13 protein-coding genes are annotated in these 15,139 nt (G+C 57.5%); 3 read left to right on the forward strand and 10 right to left on the reverse strand.

All coding sequences use genetic code 11. The features are described 5' to 3' along the window. Nucleotides 1–35 precede the first annotated feature (35 nt). The 6 genes from parE to dapA form a co-directional block, all read right to left on the reverse strand. Entirely contained in the window at nt 36–1,928 is a 1,893-nt protein-coding gene (gene parE / locus RI563_RS04095; protein ID WP_310693076.1) for a DNA topoisomerase IV subunit B, read from the reverse strand. Between the two features lie 221 nt (nt 1,929–2,149). After that, the gene (locus tag RI563_RS04100; RefSeq protein WP_310693077.1) at nt 2,150–4,210 is read right to left on the reverse strand and encodes a methyl-accepting chemotaxis protein; all 2,061 of its coding nucleotides are present in this window, start codon (nt 4,208–4,210) and stop codon (nt 2,150–2,152) included. 221 nt (nt 4,211–4,431) lie between these two features. Next, the gene (gene purC, locus RI563_RS04105; RefSeq protein WP_310693078.1) at nt 4,432–5,145 is read right to left on the reverse strand and encodes a phosphoribosylaminoimidazolesuccinocarboxamide synthase; all 714 of its coding nucleotides are present in this window, start codon (nt 5,143–5,145) and stop codon (nt 4,432–4,434) included. 39 nt (nt 5,146–5,184) lie between these two features. Continuing rightward, nucleotides 5,185–5,943 (reverse strand): MBL fold metallo-hydrolase, encoded by a 759-nt coding sequence (locus RI563_RS04110; RefSeq protein ID WP_310693079.1) that lies wholly within the window; start codon nt 5,941–5,943, stop codon nt 5,185–5,187. A gap of 32 nt (nt 5,944–5,975) precedes the next feature. Further along, complete coding sequence (gene bamC, locus RI563_RS04115; RefSeq protein WP_310693080.1) at nt 5,976–7,073, reverse strand: outer membrane protein assembly factor BamC; 1,098 nt, start codon at nt 7,071–7,073, stop codon at nt 5,976–5,978. A 31-nt stretch (nt 7,074–7,104) separates the two neighbouring features. Further along, on the reverse strand, nt 7,105–7,986 hold the full coding sequence (gene dapA, locus RI563_RS04120) for a 4-hydroxy-tetrahydrodipicolinate synthase (RefSeq protein ID WP_310693081.1): 882 nt from the start codon (nt 7,984–7,986) through the stop codon (nt 7,105–7,107). A gap of 355 nt (nt 7,987–8,341) precedes the next feature. Between dapA and RI563_RS04125 the strand changes: the two genes are divergently transcribed. The 3 genes from RI563_RS04125 (at nt 8,342) to RI563_RS04135 (ending at nt 11,753) form a co-directional block, all read left to right on the forward strand. Then, nucleotides 8,342–9,424, forward strand: coding sequence for a DUF4931 domain-containing protein (locus tag RI563_RS04125; RefSeq protein ID WP_310693082.1), 1,083 nt, complete (start codon nt 8,342–8,344; stop codon nt 9,422–9,424). 187 nt (nt 9,425–9,611) lie between these two features. Next, nucleotides 9,612–10,091, forward strand: a complete 480-nt coding sequence (locus RI563_RS04130; protein WP_310693083.1) for a peroxiredoxin — start codon at nt 9,612–9,614, stop codon at nt 10,089–10,091. Between the two features lie 231 nt (nt 10,092–10,322). Continuing rightward, nucleotides 10,323–11,753 carry a PhoH family protein gene (locus RI563_RS04135; RefSeq protein WP_310693084.1) on the forward strand — a complete coding sequence of 477 codons (1,431 nt, stop codon included), beginning with the start codon at nt 10,323–10,325 and terminating at the stop codon, nt 11,751–11,753. A 199-nt stretch (nt 11,754–11,952) separates the two neighbouring features. Here the strand turns inward: RI563_RS04135 and RI563_RS04140 are convergent, their stop codons facing one another. The 4 genes from RI563_RS04140 to RI563_RS04155 form a co-directional block, all read right to left on the reverse strand. Beyond that, a complete protein-coding gene (locus RI563_RS04140) occupies nt 11,953–13,053 on the reverse strand; it encodes an AI-2E family transporter (protein ID WP_310693085.1) in 1,101 nt (366 codons plus the stop codon). Nucleotides 13,054–13,059: 6 nt separating this feature from the next. Beyond that, nucleotides 13,060–13,404: a DUF2281 domain-containing protein gene (locus RI563_RS04145; RefSeq protein ID WP_310693086.1), complete on the reverse strand. Its 345-nt coding sequence runs from the start codon at nt 13,402–13,404 to the stop codon at nt 13,060–13,062. A 39-nt stretch (nt 13,405–13,443) separates the two neighbouring features. After that, complete coding sequence (locus RI563_RS04150) at nt 13,444–14,346, reverse strand: selenium metabolism-associated LysR family transcriptional regulator (protein ID WP_310693087.1); 903 nt, start codon at nt 14,344–14,346, stop codon at nt 13,444–13,446. Nucleotides 14,347–14,503: 157 nt separating this feature from the next. After that, a partial coding sequence (locus RI563_RS04155; protein WP_310693088.1) for an efflux RND transporter permease subunit occupies nt 14,504–15,139 on the reverse strand: 636 nt, incomplete at its 5' end.

Genomic DNA, 15,139 nt, shown 5'->3' on the forward strand with positions numbered 1-15,139 from the left:
TCTTTGCGCCTCTGCGTCGGGTTTTCCTGTCGAGTTCAGACCTCGATATCCGCCAGGTCGCCTTTTTGCTCCAGCCAGGCCCGGCGATCGCCCGCCCGTTTTTTGGCCAGTAGCATATCCATCATTTGCTGGGTACCGTCACCGCTTTTTGTCACCAGCCTGGCCAGGCGACGGGTGTCCGGGTCCATGGTCGTCTCACGTAACTGCAAGGGGTTCATCTCACCCAGGCCCTTGAAGCGGGTGACCTGCACTTTGCCTTTGATCTTTTCCGCCGCAATGCGATCCAGGGTGCCCTGGCGCTCGGCGTCATCCAGGGCATAATAGGTTTCCTTGCCGACATCAATCCGGTACAGCGGCGGCATGGCGATATAAACGTGCCCCGCGTCCACCAGCGGCTTGAAATGGCGCAGGAACAATGCCGTCAGCAATGTGGCGATATGCGCGCCGTCCGAATCGGCATCGGCAAGCACAATCACCTTGCCATAACGCAGGCTGGAAAGATCCTCGGAGCCGGGATCGACCCCCAGGGCGACAGAGATATCGTGCACTTCCTGGGAACCGAGTACCTCGGCCGGCTCCACTTCCCAGGTATTCAGAATTTTACCGCGCAGCGGCATGATCGCCTGGAACTCACGATCCCGCCCCTGCTTGGCGGACCCGCCGGCCGAATCCCCCTCGACCAGAAACAACTCGGTGCGACTCAAATCCTGGGCCGAACAATCGGCGAGTTTGCCCGGTAAGGCCGGTCCCTGAGTCACCTTTTTGCGCACTACCTTGCGTCCGGCGCGCAACCGGCTCTGGGCATTGTTGATCGCCAGCTCGGCAATCTGCTCACCCAGATCGCTGTGCTGGTTAAGCCATAAACCGAAAGCATCCTTGACTACGCCGGAAACAAACGGCGCCGACTCCCGTGAGGAGAGCCGCTCTTTAGTCTGGCCGGAAAACTGGGGATCCTCGAGCTTGACCGACAGGATATAACTGAGTTTTTCCCAGATATCTTCCGGCGCCAGTTTGACGCCGCGCGGGATCAGATTGCGAAATTCACAAAATTCGCGCACTGCTTCGGTCAGGCCGGTACGCATGCCGTTAACATGCGTACCACCCTGGGCCGTTGGAATCAGGTTAACGTAACTTTCACTGACGTTAATCGAACCGTCGGGCACCCAGGCCAGCGCCCAGTCGACGGCTTCCAGGTTGCCACTGAAACTGCCCACGAAAATATCCGGGGGCAACAGTTCAACGCCACCCAGCTCGCCCTTGATATAGTCCCGCAGACCATCTTCATAGCACCATTCGATTTCTTCCTTGCCGGCTTCGTCCTTGAAGGTAACAATCAAACCGGGACACAGCACGGCCTTGGCGCGTAACACATGTTTGAGGCGCGGCACTGAAAACTTCGGGGAATCAAAAAACTGTGGATCGGGCCAGAAACGCAGCGTGGTACCGCTGTTGCGTTTGCCGACGGTACCGATCTCTTCCAGGCTCGATTTTTTATCCCCGTTGGCAAAGGCGATGTTGTATTCCTTGCCATCGCGTTTAATCCAGACTTCCAGATGTTTGGACAGGGCATTGACCACCGAAATCCCGACCCCGTGCAATCCCCCGGAGAACTGGTAGTTCTTGCTGGAGAACTTGCCACCGGCATGTAACCGCGTCAGGATGACTTCGACCCCCGGGACTTTTTCTTCGGGATGCAGATCTACCGGCATACCCCGCCCGTCATCACTGACCTGCAGGGAACCGTCCTTGAACAGCACCACATCGACCCGCCTGGCGTGACCGGCAATGGCCTCGTCGACACTGTTGTCGATGACTTCCTGGGCCAGGTGATTGGGACGCTCGGTCTGGGTATACATTCCCGGGCGCTTGCGCACCGGCTCCAGGCCGGTCAAAACTTCAATAGACTCAGCAGTATATTTGGCGTTCATGACTTATCGTTATATCGAATAGGCGTTCACCAGTCGTCGCTGACCGGCGCGGATATTACGCAATGATTCTACGGGGGATCGGGGCAGGGAGCAAAATGAATCGTGCCCATTGTGTGCACGAATTTGCACCACCCGGGTAAGACGCCTCCTTGAAACAGGAGAAAAAGTGGGTTGGATGCGGCGCCAGGTCGCCCCAACACCGCATCCTGAACCAGGAAATATCAGACCTTGAAGCGACCGACCAGGGTCTGCAGTTCCGAAGAGAGCCGGGCCAGATCATGACTGGCGGTCGCCAGCTGCTCGGTACTGTTGGAGGAGCTGTCCGCCACGTGAGTGATATTGATAATACTCTGGTTGATCTCCTCGGCTACCTGACCCTGCTGGCGGGCCGCTTCGGCGATTTGCTGATTCATACTGGTAATCCGGTTGACCGCCTCGGTGATGCTTTGCAATGACTGGCCGGCCTGCCCCGCCTGTTCCACACTGGAACCGGCCTGGCTGCGACCTTCTTCCATTACCCTGACGGCGTCCCGGGCGCCGGCCTGCAGCTTGTCGATCATCTGTTTGATTTCTTCGGTGGACTCCTGGGTACGACTGGCCAGGTTACGCACTTCATCGGCCACCACGGCAAACCCACGTCCCTGTTCCCCGGCTCGGGCCGCCTCGATAGCGGCATTCAGCGCCAGCAGGTTGGTTTGCTCGGCGATCCCCTGGATGACTTCCAGCACGGTGCCGATCTGCTCGCTGTCTTTTTCCAGATTGTTGATGACATTGGCGGCTTTTTCCACTTCAGAGGCCAGTCGATCAATCGAGTCAATCGTATTGTTGACCACTGAACGACCTTCGACGGCCTGGTTATCCGCATTGCCGGCCGCCTCGGCCGCGGAGTCGGCATTATTGACCACCTCCTGCACGGTAGCGGTCATTTCGTTCATGGCGGTCGCCACCTGTTCGGTTTCATTACGCTGGCGATTCACCCCGTCGCTGGTTTCGTTGGTGATGATGGACATTTCCTCGGCGGCCGAAGCCAGTTGCGTGGTGGCGCCCGAAACCTGCTTGATAGTCTCCTGAATCTTGTCGGCAAACTGGTTGAAGGCACCTGCCAGCTGGGCCATTTCATCCTTGCCCTGCACTTCCAGGCGCCGGGTCAGATCGCCTTCCCCCTCGGAAATATCTTCCATGGCGGTGACGGCGGCACGCATGGGCCGGGTAATCAGCCCCGCCAGCAACAGACCGCCACCGACACTGACAATCAGGCCGATAATCAACAGCGTGCCGACCAGTCCCTGGGTGGCTGTCACTTCCGTCAGCAAGGAGCGGGAAGAGGCTTCCACTTCGGTGCGTTGGTCGTTAACCAGCCAGTCGATATCGGTTTTGATCGCATCGACCAGCGGGCCGATCTCGGTGCGGATCAAATGGGAGTCGGTCCGCCACTGTTCGCCACTGTGGACCTTGAACAGTTCATCCTGAATGTCGATATACTCTTGCGCCCGTGTTCGAATTGACTCCACCGCATCCAGCTGTTCGAAGGTCAAAAGCGCCTCCCGGGCGGCAATTTTGTCCAGCGCCTCGAGAAAACCTTCCCGATAGAGTTTGACGTTGGACATATTCGACGGCCCGCGGAAGGAGATAAAAGCGCGGTTCTCGTTCAGCACATTCATCCAGATCTGACGCAGCTCAACCATTTCCAGTAACAGCTCACGGCGTTGCGGTGTCGCCGGTTCGGTGCTTTCGGAACGGATCATCTGGCTCAGGTATTGCTGGATATCGGCGGCCAGCGGCGCCATCTTGGAGGAGGAAAGGCCGATACCGGGCTGGTTCTGATCAAAGTTGGTTGCCAGCTCCAGCATCCGTGGTTTGTAGGTGGCGTATTCGGCGATGTTCCGGGCAATATCGTTAATGCGTTGCTCGATTTGCGGATCATCCACCCGCTCGGTCAGGGTTTTTAACTGGTTCAGTTCGACGTCCAGTTCCTGCAGATTGCGTTCATACTCCTGTTTATCGTTCTCTTCCTTGCTCAACAGATAAAAACCCAGTGCCGCGCTGGTTCGATCGAGCCGGTCCGCCAGCTGCATCGACGCCAGGACCATCGGCTGACTGACTTCCACGACTTCCCCCAGTTTGTTCTGGGCACTGTTGAGACTGGTCAGGGCCGTGACTGAGACGATTACCAGCAGCACGGCCATACTGCCAAAACCCAGCCACAACTTGTGACTGATCTTGAAACGCGCGAACAGGGACTGGACGGGATTCCAGAAGGCATTGTTGTTCGACCGGGACATGACTCACCTCCGTCGCTGCGTCAACTCCTTCTGGCACAAGACATATAATGGTTTACTAATATTGCTCGGCGGCGACAAAGTCTGTCGCCTTGCCTTACATGTCGGCCTGACGGGCGGTAACTTTACGGTAATAATCAGGGTAAACCCTGATAAATTTTCGGGGTGGGGAGATTTCCCTAACGAATACAATGTTTTAAGCGGGGCCAGAACAGCCCCGTGTTTCAACTCAACACAATACCCAGGCGGTTGGCGACTTGCTCGTAAGCCTCGACGACCCCGCCGAGTCCCTGGCGGAAACGATCCTTGTCCAGCTTGTCGCGGGTTTCGGCATCCCACAGGCGGCAGCCATCGGGCGTGAACTCATCGCCCAGCCACAGCTCACCCTCGAAGCGACCGAACTCCAGCTTGTAATCCACCAGTAACAGGCCCGCCTGCTCGAACAATTGCCGAAGTACATCATTGACCGCAAAGGTCAGCTGTTTCATGCGTTCGATTTCCTCTGCCGTGGCCCACTCAAACGCCAGGATATGGTAATCGTTGATCATGGGATCATGCAGCGCATCGTTCTTGAGAAAGAATTCGAACACCGGCGGATTCAACGACTGGCCTTCCTCGACACCGAGACGACGACACAGACTGCCGGCGCTGAGATTGCGCACCACGCATTCGATAGGCAGCATCTCCAGTTTCTTGACCACCGATTCCTGATCGGACAGCAGGCTTTCAAAATGGGTGGGGATGTCGGCCTGTTGCAACTGCTGCATGATAAAGGCATTGAACTTGTTATTGACCATGCCCTTGCGTTCCAGCTGGGCCAGCTTCTCTCCGTCAAAGGCCGAGGTGTCGTTCCGAAACTCCAGAATCAACCGGTTCGGATCATCGGTGGTAAAGACGGTCTTGGCCTTGCCAGAGTAGAGTTCCTGCTGTTTTTGCATGCGGCGTATCCTCACAAGCGGTTATGCGGTTAATAGGCATCAGACATCGCGCCAGTCGGTCCCCTGTTCCTGACAGGCCACTTCGATATCGGTGGGCTTGCAGCCCAGTGCCCCGGCCAGGGCATCCTGTGCCAATGCCGGGGTATTGTTCTTGTCGCTCAAATGGGCCGCCACCAGATAGTGCAGGCCGCCGGTATCAATATCGGTCAGTATCTGCGCGGCCTGGGCATTACTCAAGTGGCCCCAGTCGCCGCCGACCCGTTGCTTGAGACCGGGCGGATAGGGGCCCTCGGCCAGCATCTGCGGATCGTGATTGCACTCGAGAATCAGGGCATCACAATCTGACAGGCGGGCATGAATATGTGGTGTACTGCAGCCGGTATCGGTCAACAGCCCCAGAGACCGATCGCCGTCACTGAAAAGAAACTGGCAGGGTTCGCGGGCATCATGCGGCACCGGAAAGGGCTGAAGCTCGAGGTCGCCTATGGCCAATGACTGATGGATATCAAACAGGTTCAGCGTCGGCACCTTGCCCGGCTGTGTGCCATTGACCGTGCCGCGCGTGGCCCAGACCGGCACACCGTAGCGCCGGGCCAGCAGCCCCACGCCGCGAATATGGTCCCCGTGTTCATGGGTTACCACAATCGCATTCAGCGATTCGGGCTCACAGCCCAGTCGCCGCAGGCGCGCTTCGGTCTCGCGCAGGGAGAAGCCGCAATCGATCAGAATACGGGTTTGTCCGTGCTCGATGAGCGTCCCGTTGCCCTTGCTACCGCTGCCGATCAGTGCAAATCGCACAACTGTTCCCCATTCACGCCCGAGGCGACTGATTAGCGCAGGTGGACTTCGATGTCCTCCAGCAGACGTTTGACCAGTGCCGGTTCGACCTGTGCGCCGTTTCTGTCACGCAGGCGAATATTCGTCACCTCTCCCTGCTGTTGTACCCGTAACAGCAGCGCATCCACGGTCGCGCCCTGCTCCTCATCACTCAACAGGCTGGCCCAGAACCCTTTTTGTTCTTTGGCCTTGAACTCCTCGGTCAATCGAATGAAGTAGGTCCCTTCGGAACGATTGCGGTCCTCGACCTGCAGGCCGACACGATCCAGTGCCAGTCCCACCCGTCGCCAGGTGCGGGCAAAGGTCTCGTTGACCTGCAGAATCCGCTCATCCTGTTGCTGTAGGAAACGGGTCCGCTTGACCGGTTCACTGTCATCGACGATCTGCTCGGCCTGCTCGGCAGAACCACCCAGGGAGATCAAAAACCGTTGCAGCAGTTCCGTCTCCAGTTCCGGATCCGGATCGCGCGCTACCCAGGCAGTCTCGACCACATCGCTAACGCCCCCCCCGGTGACAATTTCTTCTAGGCCCCGGTGGCTGATAAAGACCCGCGTGCCGCCTTGTGGCAGGCGCTCCAGGCGCAGCCGGTAACGGTCCTGGTAACCCGTGGAACTGATGGAATCGATCATCCGCATCAACCAGTTGCCCGGGACCCGCTCGCGCCGCTCCTGCCAGTTGGTTTCCATGACCCCGACCTGGCGATCTTCGCGGGTAATCTCGAAGCCCAGCGACTGGAAAAACTCACGACCGGCCTCCCAGACCTGTTCCGGCGGCAGGCTCACTTCCAGCCAGTGCATATCGCCCTCGCGGACGAAACGGGCCTGGCGGGCAGTGGCAACCACCCTGTCAGTGGCACCGGCAGTCCTCTGCTGGCCCGAATAGCGGGCCTGATCGCGGCCGATGGAGGGAATCTGCATCTGCTCGCCGCCCTGCGGGCGGCCGAGTTCCGGGGGTACTTCCAGCGTTCTGGCTTGCTTTTCCTCCGCCTGGGAATAGATCGCCCGGTAATCTTTTTCCGGCGAGCCGGAACAGGCGCCAAGACCCAGGGCCAGCGCCAACACAATTAACTCATAGCCGTAACGGCGCGTCATGTAAGTCAGTCCTTCTGCAAATGAAAATCAATCAGGCGTCGACCAGGCCCAGTTTGCGCAGCTCGTTATGCACAATGGCCTGATGCTCGGGGGCAAGTACCGTCAGCGGCAGGCGTATCCCGCCCGGAATCAGCCCCATGTCATACAGGGCCCACTTGACCGGGATCGGGTTGGCTTCGAGGAACAGGTTGGTGTGCAGCCCCATCAGCTGATCGTTGAGGCGCGTGGCGGTCTCCCGCTCGCCGGCGATCGCCGCCACGCACATCTCGTGCATCATCTTGGGGGCCACATTGGCCGTCACCGAGATATCGCCGTGCGCCCCGGCCAGCATCAGCTCCATGGCGGTGCCGTCGTCGCCACTGTAGACCTCGAAGTCCGGACCACATAAACCAATAATATCGCGGGCCCGTTGCACGTCGGCGGTAGCGTCCTTGATACCGATAATATTATCGATGGCCGCCAGGCGGGCCACGGTCCCGGGCAGCATATCGACCGCCGTGCGCCCCGGGACGTTGTACAGGATCTGCGGGATCGCCACCGCTTCGGCCACCGCCTTGAAATGCTGGTAGAGGCCTTCCTGGGTCGGTTTGTTGTAGTAGGGTGTCACCAGCAAACAGGCGTCCGCGCCGACCTCTTTGGCGCAGCGGGTCAATTCGATGGCTTCACGGGTGGAATTGGAGCCGGTACCGGCAATGACCGGAATCCGGCCACGGACCTGCTCGACCACCTGTTTGACGACCTGGCAGTGCTCGGTTTCGTCCAGTGTCGCCGATTCGCCGGTGGTCCCGACCGCGACAATGGCGTCGGTCTGGTTCTCGACGTGGAATTCAACCAGCGCCGCGAGCGCGGCCTCATCGACCCGGCCATCCTCATGCATGGGGGTGGCCAGTGCCACCATACTCCCCTGAAACATACCCCTCTCCGCAAAAAACGCTCATGGTACTTGGGCCCACCAGCCCTGACAAGCGGCCCGCCACCGGACTCAAACCGGGTTTTACTGCCAAATTGGCCTGTTTGAGTGCCGTAGCCGGCTCCCCGGGAATGCCGGAACCACCGAACACTGACAGCACTGAACAGAAATCCACCATCTATTGAGCCGTGTTACGGTGGCGTCGCTGCCCTCGGCGGTCAACCAGCCTGACTTAATAACCTCGCACAGGAGTTCGAATATTAAGCCACCCTGTAGGGCCATAAAATATAACTGTTCAACAAGCAGGACGAATCCCGGTATTTTCACCCAAAGCCCCCGCATAATACAGGAGTCGGGCATGTCCGAAACGGAAAATGGTATCCGAGAAATCCGCATCAACCCGATTGTTCCCAGCGAATCGGTCCTGATCGCCACCGCTCGCAGTATGCGTCCGCGCAAGGAGGAAGCCCCCGCCCCGCGCGACACCCGCCAGCATGTGGAAACCTGCCCGTTCTGTCGCGGTAACGAGGAAAAAACGCCCCCGGAACTCAAACGCTACGAAAAGAATGGCGAATGGGTGGTGCGCCTTGTGGAGAACCTCTATCCGGTGCTGGGCGATGATCGCGACAACGCCGGTCTGGTCTTCGGCCTGCAGCAGGCCATTGACGGCTACGGACGGCACGAGGTCATCGTCGATCATTACGCCCACGGCATTGCCATTCATGAAATGAGCGAGTCCCATCTGGCCACACTGTTTCAGGCCTATCAGGATCGTTCGGCCGAACTGTACGCCCTGGATGACCGGCTCAAGTACATCCTGATTTTCAAAAACTTCGGCCCTGCCGCCGGCGCCAGCATGGCCCATACCCACAGCCAGCTCATCGCCCTGCCGGTCGTGCCCCAGAATCTGCACGAAGAGGTCGAACACAGCCGCGATTATTACAAAAAACACCACCACTGCATCTTCTGCACTCTGATCGACGAGGCCCTGACGTTCGAGACCACTATCTATGATCGGGACTCGGGCAAAATCGTGCGCCGTATCAATGTCGGTCAGTACGTGGTCGAACGGGGTGAGCGGTTTATCGCCATCAAACCCTTCGCCAGCCGCTATGAATGGGAAATTCACATCCTGCCGCTGGAACACAACAGCGATTTTCTCGAAACCTCAGCCGAGGATCTGGCGGATCTGGCACGGGTTCTCAAACGCACCATGGCCCGGCTGGACGCGGTAATCGGCGGCGCGCAATTCAACTACTTCCTGCACTCAAGACCGCGCGGCGAGGACTACGGCGATTGCCGCGGCAGCTATCACTGGCACCTGGAGATCTGCCCCCGCACCAGCATCCCCTCCGGGTTTGAACTGGGCTCGGGACTGTTCGTCAACACCATCAGCCCGGAAGAAGCCGCCGAGCAACTGCGCACGGTTAATATCGACTAAGCGGGAATGCGCTGAGCCACCAAACACTGAATACACCGACTGCACCACAGTCAAGGCTGTTTTTGTTTCAGTGAGTTCGGTGGCTTCGGTGTTGTCGGTGGAGCCCTTATCGTGATTTGCCCATGAAGCCGGTTTGAAGCTACTATAAATCCCAGGCAACGATTTGTATCAGGGAGAATCAACTGTCATGAGCGACACCGTCAGCCCCGGTAAGAAAGTCCCCGACTTCACCCTGCCGGCCACCGGCGACCAGGACCTTTCACTCTCCGATTTCAAGGGTAAAAACGTGGTGCTCTATTTTTACCCCAGGGACAACACCCCCGGCTGTACCCGCGAGGGACAGGCCTTTCGCGACAACCACAGCAAATTCAAGCGTCAGAACACGGTGATCCTGGGCGTCTCGCGTGACAGCGTCAAAGCACACGAAAACTTCAAGGCCAAACAGGAATTTCCTTTTGAACTGCTCTCCGACAAGGACGAAACGCTCTGCAAGTTGTTCGATGTCATCAAAATGAAAAACATGTACGGCAAAAAGGTACGCGGTATCGAACGCAGCACTTTTCTGATCGACGACAAAGGCAAGCTGCGTCAGGAGTGGCGCAAGGTCAAGGTCGACGGCCACGCTGAGGAAGTCCTCGACGCGGTCAAGCAACTCAACAAACCCTAGAACCTGCAACGGGTCTTCAGTTTGCATGCAGATTTGCCCGTATTTAAAGGCATGAGGAATTTAGCCACCGATGACACTGAATACGCCGAAAACACTGGAAAATACGCCAGCAAAATGCTTCACCTTCAGTGTATTCGACGTTTCGGTGGTTACACTTCACAACCGGACTACCGCACTTGATTGCCCGAACCGGTCACCCCTTCATCCCAACAACCAGGTTGTCATTGATTTATGAGTAAACGTCTGTTCGTGGTGGATTCCAATGTGCTGATGCACGATCCCACTTCGTTGTTCCGTTTTCAGGAACACGATGTATTTGTGCCAATGATGGTGCTCGAAGAGCTGGATAACAATAAAAAGGGCCGCACCGAAGTCGCCCGTAATGCGCGTCAGGCCAGCCGCTTTCTGGATGAACTGCTCTCGGAGGCCAGTCATGAAGAGATCGAACAGGGGTTGCCGCTAAACGCGCAGCTGGAGTCGCTGGCAAACCAAAAACCACAAAACGGCAAGGAGCTGGCGGAAAAGCTCAATGGCAAACTGTTTTTCCAGACCCGCGCCTATCCCGACAGTCTGCCCCATCACCTGCCCGGCAACCTGCCCGATAACAATATTCTCGGCACCGCCCTGGCTCTGCAGGAAAACCGGCAGGATCGGCAGGTCACCCTGGTGACCAAAGATATCAATCTGCGCATCAAGGCCGCCGTAGTCGGTATTCACGCCGAGGATTATCGCAACGACCGGGTCCTGGAAGATGTGGACTTGCTGTATACCGGCCATTATGAACTGGAAAAGGCATTCTGGGATCGCCATGCCCGTGAAATGGAATCCTGGATCGAGGAAGGACGCACGTTCTACCGGCTCAAGGGTCCGGATATTGAAAACTGGTCGCCCAGCGAATTTCTGTTCAGCAACCAGGACAATACCCCGTTTGATGCCATCGTACGCCGCATCGAAGGTGATGACGGTGCCGTCATAGAAACAGTACGCGATTACCGTAATCCCAATCATGCCGTGTGGGGTATCAACGCCCGCAATCGCGAACAGAACTATGCGCTCAATCTGCTGACGGATCCCGACATCGACTTTGTCAGTCTGCTTGGCATGGCCGGTACCGGCAAGACCCTGCTGACCCTGGCCGCCGGACTGGAACAGACCCTGGAGCAAAAACGCTACAACGAGATTATCATGACTCGTGTCACCGTCCCGGTGGGCGAGGATATCGGCTATTTGCCCGGGACCGAAGAAGAGAAAATGACGCCCTGGATGGGGGCTTTAATGGATAACCTCGAGGTACTGACCAACACCGAATTCGGTGGCGAATGGGGACGGCAGGCCACCAACGATCTGCTCAGCAAGCGCATCAAGATCCGCTCGGTGAACTTCATGCGGGGCCGGACTTTCCTTAACCGCTATATCATCATCGACGAAGCACAGAACCTCACTTCCAAACAGCTCAAGACCCTGATCACTCGCGCCGGCCCGGGGACCAAGGTGATCTGCCTGGGTAATATCGCCCAGATCGACACCCCCTACCTGACCGAAACCACCTCCGGCCTGACCTACGTGGTGGATCGCTTCAAAAGCTGGGAACACAGCGGCCACATCACCCTGGTCCGCGGCGAACGCTCGCGCCTGGCTGACTACTCATCGGAAGTGCTCTAGATAGATTACTGGGATTAAACGCAAAGGACGCGGAGTCGCAGAGGCGCGGAGAAAAAATATAATTTTGAATGTTGAGTTTTAAATTTTGAACTGGGATTTTGTTCAGAATTCAACATTAAAAACTCAAAATGATTTACAAACTCTGCGGCTCCGCGACTCCGCGTCCTCCGCGATATTTTCCAGTGCACTGGAAAAATGATTATTGTTGAGCCTGGGCCTGTTGTTCGCGTTGTTCTTCTTCCTGGTGGATGCGTTCGGAGGCGCGTGGCCAGGCGCTCAGGGAGGCTTTGACCAGGGTGGCCAGCGGGATGGCGAAGAAGACGCCCCAGAAGCCCCAGAATCCGCCGAACACGAGCACACTGACTATGATGGCGATGGGATGCAGGTTGACGACTTCGGAGAACAGCAGCGGCACCAGTACATTGCCGTCCAGCGCCTGAATGATGGCGTAGGCGACAACCACCCAGGCGAAGTCCGGTCCGATGCCCCACTGCATGTAGGCCACCAGCGCCACCGGGATCGTCACCACCGTGGCGCCGATGTACGGCACTACCACCGAGACCCCAACCAGCGCCGAAAGCAGAATGGAATACTTGAGCCCCAGCAGTTCGAAAGTCACATAGGTGGTAACACCGACGATCAGGATTTCCCAGAACTTGCCACGCACATAGTTGCCCAGCTGCAGGTCCATCTCGGCCCAGACCTGGTTGGCCAACGCCCGTTCCTTCGGCAGGAAACTGGTCGCCCAGCTAATGATCGGCTTTTTATCCTTGAGAAAGAAGAACACCATCAGCGGCACCAGCACCGCGTATACCATCAACACCACCAGATTGGTGAGCGACGCCAGTGACAGGGTCACGATCTTTTGCCCCAAGGTGGCGATCTCGCGATTAACCAGCTGGGTCAGATCCTTGACCTGCTCCTCGGAAATAAAGGCATAGTGCTCCGGCAGCTTGAGCAAGCTCTGTTGCAAACGATAGAAATAGCGCGGCAATTCCTGAATCAGCTCCTGCAATTGCGAGGTGATGACCGGCGCAACGCCCAGAAACAGGAAGAACAAAAAGATCAAAAATACGATAAAGACCAGTACTACCGCCCAGAAACGCGGGACCCGATGATCTTCCAGTTTGCGGATAATACCTTCCAGCAGATAGGCAATGACGAGCGCGGCCAGCACGGGCGCGAGCATATTGCCCAGAGTCAGGATCACGGTGAACCCGATGATCAGAATGAACGCCAGTAACACCGCCTGGGGGTCGGAGAAATAGCGGTTGTACCAGTTTTTAAGCAGTTCCAGCATGCTGGCTTATTCTTCCTTGTTCAGGGCCTGATAATGACGCTCGAAAATGACTTCCAGCTCATCGATGACCTCGACCGCGTCGCGTCCGCGCATCATATGGTCGGTGACCAGACCCGCCGTTTCGTGCAGCAACTTGTCCTTGTTCAACATCGGATAGTTCCGGGACAGGCGCTTGATGGCCGCGATCACGGTTTCATTTTCCGGGCGGGGCAGCTCCAGGGGCTCATCGGGAACCGGCGAACTCACCGCATGGCGCTGTACCAGAAATTCGGCGAAATCCAGCAGGCTTTGCCGCGCCTCGTCGGGTAGCTGATGAAAACAGTCGAGTAGTTGGTTTTCGGGCTTACTCACCGATCGGTCCCGTGTTGGCTGTCACAGACCGATAATAAATCAATGTGGGTGGGACTTGCAGTAGGCGCGGGCGAAACTGAGCAGCTCATCCATCGCGCGGATCTTGAATTTCTGCTTCTGATGGACGAAGGAGAAGGGCCGTTCCACCGGGGGATCCAGCTTGACCGCCACCAGGGTGCCCAGCTTGAGTTCTTTTTCGATCGTCGCGCTGGAAAGCACCGACACACCCATACCGGCCTCGACCGCGCCCTTGATCGCCTCCAGACTACCCAACTCCATGGAGAGGTTCAGATCCGTCGCGCTGATCCCGGCGCGGGTCATACTCTCCAGCATCACCTCACGGGTGCCCGAGCCCTCCTCACGACAGATAAAGGGATAATCGGCCACCTGACTGACCGGCACCGTTTCCTCCTTGGCCAGGGGATGCTCCGGTGGGACGATCAATACCAGCTTGTCGGTGCGACACTCCTCGACCACCAGGTTCTTGTTGGTCACCGGGGCCTCGACGACGCCCAGATCGATGGCGTTGTTCTCCACCATGCTGACGATGCCGTCGGTGTTGGCCACGCGCAGACGGATGGTGACATCGGGGTATTGTTTTTTGAAATCGCGCAGCAGTTCGGGAAGCATGTACTCGGCGATGGTCGAACTGGCACCGATGATCAGCACTCCACTGACATCCCCGGTCAGCTCGCGCACCGCGTTGTCCATTTCGGCATACAGCTCGAAGATCCGGTTGGCGCACTCATACACGCGCTGCCCGGCGTCGGTCAGGCTGATACGGTTGTGGGTGCGATCAAACAGGCGGGTATTGAACTGCTCTTCCAGCTGGCGGACCTGGAAGGTCACCGCCGGCTGGGTCATGTGCAATTCTTCGGCCGCCTTGGTGAAGCTCAGCAACCGGGCCACGGTCTGAAATACCTGTAATCGTCTGTCCGCCATCCGTCCTCTCGGGCACTACCGCGATAATAATCTTTATCTATGTATGCATCGGTAAAACTAAGGGACGAAATGGTAGCAAGTCTGGCGGCAAAACAAAATGCATTTTTGCCGCCAGGAGGCGTTTTAACCTGCTGAATTTCAGGATTTTTCGCCCGGACTAGGCTTCCATGCGCTTGTACATGAAGGCGTAATACAGCACCGGAATCACCACCAGGGTGAGCAGGGTCGAGACCAGAATCCCGAAGATCAGCGACAGGGCCAGCCCACTGAAGATGGGATCATCCAGAATGAACATGGCCCCGAGCATCGCCGCCAGCCCGGTCAGGGCAATCGGCTTGGCCCGCACCGCGCCCGAGCGCAACACCGCGTCCTGGAATGGCACGCCGGCGTCCACCTCCTGATTGATGAAATCCACCAGCAGGATCGAGTTGCGCACGATAATCCCCGCCAGCGCGATCATGCCGATCATGGAAGTGGCGGTGAACTGGGCGCCCCACAGGGCGTGCCCCGGCATGACGCCGATGAGGGTCAGCGGAATCGGCGCCATGATGATCAGCGGCACCAGATAGGAACGGAACTGTCCCACCACCAGCAGATAAATCAGTAGCAGACCGACCGAATAGGCAATGCCCATGTCGCGGAAGGTCTCGTAGGTTACCTGCCACTCGCCGTCCCATTTGATACCGTATTGATAGGGATTATCGGGCTGACTGATCAAAAACTGGTTGAGCGGCCGGCCCTGGCCGATATCCATGTCGCCCAGTCTGCCGTAGATATCAAACATGGCATACAG

Origin of the sequence: Thiohalophilus sp., assembly GCF_031581315.1 — a bacterium.
In the GTDB taxonomy this organism is placed as follows: Bacteria; Pseudomonadota; Gammaproteobacteria; order UBA6429; family Thiohalophilaceae; genus Thiohalophilus.

What these genes read in the sequence shown, in the direction of transcription:
- parE (WP_310693076.1), bottom strand. Translation starts at nt 1,928, where the DNA reads ATGAACGCCAAATATACTGCTGAGTCTATTGAAGTTTTGACCGGCCTG.
- dapA (WP_310693081.1), bottom strand. Translation starts at nt 7,986, where the DNA reads ATGTTTCAGGGGAGTATGGTGGCACTGGCCACCCCCATGCATGAGGAT.
- RI563_RS04125 (WP_310693082.1), top strand. Translation starts at nt 8,342, where the DNA reads ATGTCCGAAACGGAAAATGGTATCCGAGAAATCCGCATCAACCCGATT.
- bamC (WP_310693080.1), bottom strand. Translation starts at nt 7,073, where the DNA reads ATGACGCGCCGTTACGGCTATGAGTTAATTGTGTTGGCGCTGGCCCTG.
- RI563_RS04130 (WP_310693083.1), top strand. Translation starts at nt 9,612, where the DNA reads ATGAGCGACACCGTCAGCCCCGGTAAGAAAGTCCCCGACTTCACCCTG.
- purC (WP_310693078.1), bottom strand. Translation starts at nt 5,145, where the DNA reads ATGCAAAAACAGCAGGAACTCTACTCTGGCAAGGCCAAGACCGTCTTT.
- RI563_RS04150 (WP_310693087.1), bottom strand. Translation starts at nt 14,346, where the DNA reads ATGGCGGACAGACGATTACAGGTATTTCAGACCGTGGCCCGGTTGCTG.
- RI563_RS04100 (WP_310693077.1), bottom strand. Translation starts at nt 4,210, where the DNA reads ATGTCCCGGTCGAACAACAATGCCTTCTGGAATCCCGTCCAGTCCCTG.
- RI563_RS04140 (WP_310693085.1), bottom strand. Translation starts at nt 13,053, where the DNA reads ATGCTGGAACTGCTTAAAAACTGGTACAACCGCTATTTCTCCGACCCC.
- RI563_RS04135 (WP_310693084.1), top strand. Translation starts at nt 10,323, where the DNA reads ATGAGTAAACGTCTGTTCGTGGTGGATTCCAATGTGCTGATGCACGAT.